The organism is Streptomyces sp. NPDC019396 (assembly GCF_040632375.1).
GTDB lineage: Bacteria > Actinomycetota > Actinomycetes > Streptomycetales > Streptomycetaceae > Streptomyces.
The window spans coordinates 1-2,739 of record NZ_JBEYBS010000081.1; the positions used below are offsets into that span (position 1 = coordinate 1).

Annotated in this window: 1 protein-coding gene and 1 pseudogene; both read left to right on the plus strand. The window is 64.3% G+C overall.

Annotated elements, in window-relative coordinates; all coding sequences use genetic code 11:
* Positions 1-134: 134 nt before the first annotated feature.
* Positions 135-916: pseudogene (locus ABZ532_RS31465) on the plus strand (IS5 family transposase); the annotation flags it as partial.
* A gap of 343 nt (positions 917-1,259) precedes the next feature.
* Positions 1,260-2,417: an extracellular solute-binding protein gene (locus tag ABZ532_RS31470; protein ID WP_361291397.1), complete on the plus strand. Its 1,158-nt coding sequence runs from the start codon at positions 1,260-1,262 to the stop codon at positions 2,415-2,417.
* The last annotated feature ends 322 nt before the right edge of the window (positions 2,418-2,739 follow it).

Sequence of the window (2,739 nt, forward strand, 5' to 3'; positions counted from 1 at the left end):
CATTGCCAGCCTCGTTTCCGACCGCAACATCACCATGTGAAAGACGCCGTGATCAGGGCAAACACGCCCCACCCGCTATCACGCACCAACTCGTAAGACCGTGTCCTATGTGGTATCGGCTCGTTGGACTGTTCATGGGGCGGGGTACGTGGAGTTGGATTGTTCCGGACGGGCTGTGGGAGATCGCGAAGCCGCTGATCCCGCCGTCAAAGGTGCGTCTCCAGGGCGGCGGGACACAGGACACGCCTGATGAGACGCTGTTCGCCGCGATCATCTATGTGCTGGTCAGCGGCTGCGCCTGGCGCGCCCTGCCGCCATGCTTCGGCATCTCCAAGTCAACCGCGCATCGCCGGTTCATGATCTGGTCCAGGGCTGGCGTCTGGGGACGGTTGCACGAAGCGGTCCTCGACCGGATCGACGAGTGCGGCCTGCTCGACCTATCCCGAACGGTTCTCGACTCGGCGCACGTACGGGCAAAAAAGGGGGCGAACACACAGGTCCGAGCCCCGTGGACCGGGGCAAGGCAGGTTCCAAGATGCACGTCCTGTCGGACGCGAACGGACTGCCCCTCATCGTCGGCGTCTCCGCCGCCAACACGCACGACAGCCTCGGACTGAAGCCCATGGTGTCCGCTCTCCAATCGAGACACGACCCCGATCGCGGCTGGCACTACAAGCCCCGCAAACTCCACGCCGACAAGGCATACGACATACCTGAACTGCGAAAATGGTTACGCGGCAAACGCATCGCAGTCCGGATCGCCCGCAAAGGCATCGAGTCCAGCGAACGACTCGGCCGACGTCGCTGGGTCATCGAGCGCACCATGTCCTGGCTGACCGGCTACCGCAGACTCAACCACCGCTACGAACGCAACCCCCGCAACTACCTGGCCTTCCTCGGCCTCGCCGCCGCCCTGCAGCCGCGCCCTCAGGTGAGTTTGCTCGGGCACCCACGGCGGCATCGCACGCCTGAGGTGGCTCCAGCGGCGGGTCTCCCTCTCATCACCGCCCTCTCAGCCATCCCGACTCCCGCGAACTGTGGTGCTACAGATGGCTATTTCATGCCCTCCCGCACTCATCAGACCTCGCCTGCGGTGAGGTTGCCTGAGGTTTTCAGAAGAAACTCAGAAGTTGCACATGCATGCTGTCACCACGAACGCGCAAGCGGCTCGGCCAGTCCAGCACTGGGCGACACGCACAACTGGAAAGTTCAAGACTTCAATCCAATGAGTCTTGGACTCTCAATCTATGGGAGTAGTCATGCACCACCCTCGTCGGACCCTGATCACGGCGCTCGCCCTCGGCGTGCTGGGTACCAGCGGCGCGGCAGTCGCTCTGGCGGCCCCATCCACACCTCGCGGCGAAGCCAGGAGCACCTTCGCCGCGGGGAAGACGGAACAAGCGCAGCTGAAGCGGCTTTACGAGGCCGCTGTCGCCGAGGGCGGCACGCTGACCGTCTACGCGGGTGGGGACAAGCCGGGACAGGCGGACTACCTCCGGGACGCCTTCGTCAGGAAGTTCCCCGAGATGAGGGTGAACATGGTGGTGGACTTCAGCAAGAACCATGACGCCCGACTCGACGACCAGATAGCGAAGAAGAAGGTCGTGGCGGATGTCACCCATCTGCAGACTCTCGACGACTTCCCCCGCTGGAAGAAGGAAGGGGTGCTCGAGAAGTACAAGCCCGTCGGGTGGGACAGCGTGCTCCCCCAGGTCAAGGACCCCGACGGGTACTACACCGGCGCGATGTTCTACTCCTTCGGCAACGTCACCGCCACCAAGCTCGGCGACCGGGCACCCGTCGAGGCCGATGACTTCCTCGAGCCGGAGCTGAAGGACAAGCTCGTCTTCACCTACCCGACCGACGACGACGCGGTCCTTTACTACTTCAAGCAGCTCACTGACCGATACGGCTTCGACTACCTGAAGAAGCTGATGGCCCAGAACCCCACATTCGTCCGGGGTACGCAGGACTCGGCCGATCTCGTCGGCACGGGCGACTTCGTGGCCAACTTCGGCAGCGCCGGGAGCTTCTCCGGGCAGTCCGTCTCCACCCTCCCCCAGCGCAGCCCGTGGGTGGCCTGGCCGCAGACCGCGGCGATTCTGAAGGCAGCCCCGCACAAGGCTGCCGCCAAGCTCTACATGAGCTGGCTCCTGTCGAAGGATGCCCAGCAGAACGCCATCGGGACCTGGAGCGTCCGGAAGGACGTCGCCCCGCCGCCCGGACGCAAGGGCATCTTCGACTACACCAACATGAACCCGCTCGGGTTGCGCGACTTCATGAACGACCGCACCGCACTCGACCGGTACAAGGCACGCGTCGCCCTCTACGTGGGCGACGTCAAGGGCCCCAACCCGGCCGACCCCGAGAACGTCCTCGGCCTCAGGCCCATCAGCCAGGAGGGCGAACAGGGCTGACGTCCGGCCAGCACACTCCTTCGCCTCCCGCTCTCCCGCCCCCACGCTTGAGGGCGGGAGGCGAGGGTCACGACACAGGGCTCCTGAGCGTCGCATTGGTGAGATCCCCCCATCAACGCCTCGCCTCAGGAGCCCTGTTGGCATGGTGGATTCTAGGGGTTGTTGCAACACACGGAGGCCTATTCACGGGGGTTTTGGTCTGGCTGCCCGTGATCATGTAGACGGCCCTGCTCGGTAGCGTGACGGTTGCGAAGACGTCAGGAAGCTACCAGGGCAGGGCCGTTGAGCTGGGACGTTACGACAGGGCTGGAGACGGATCAAC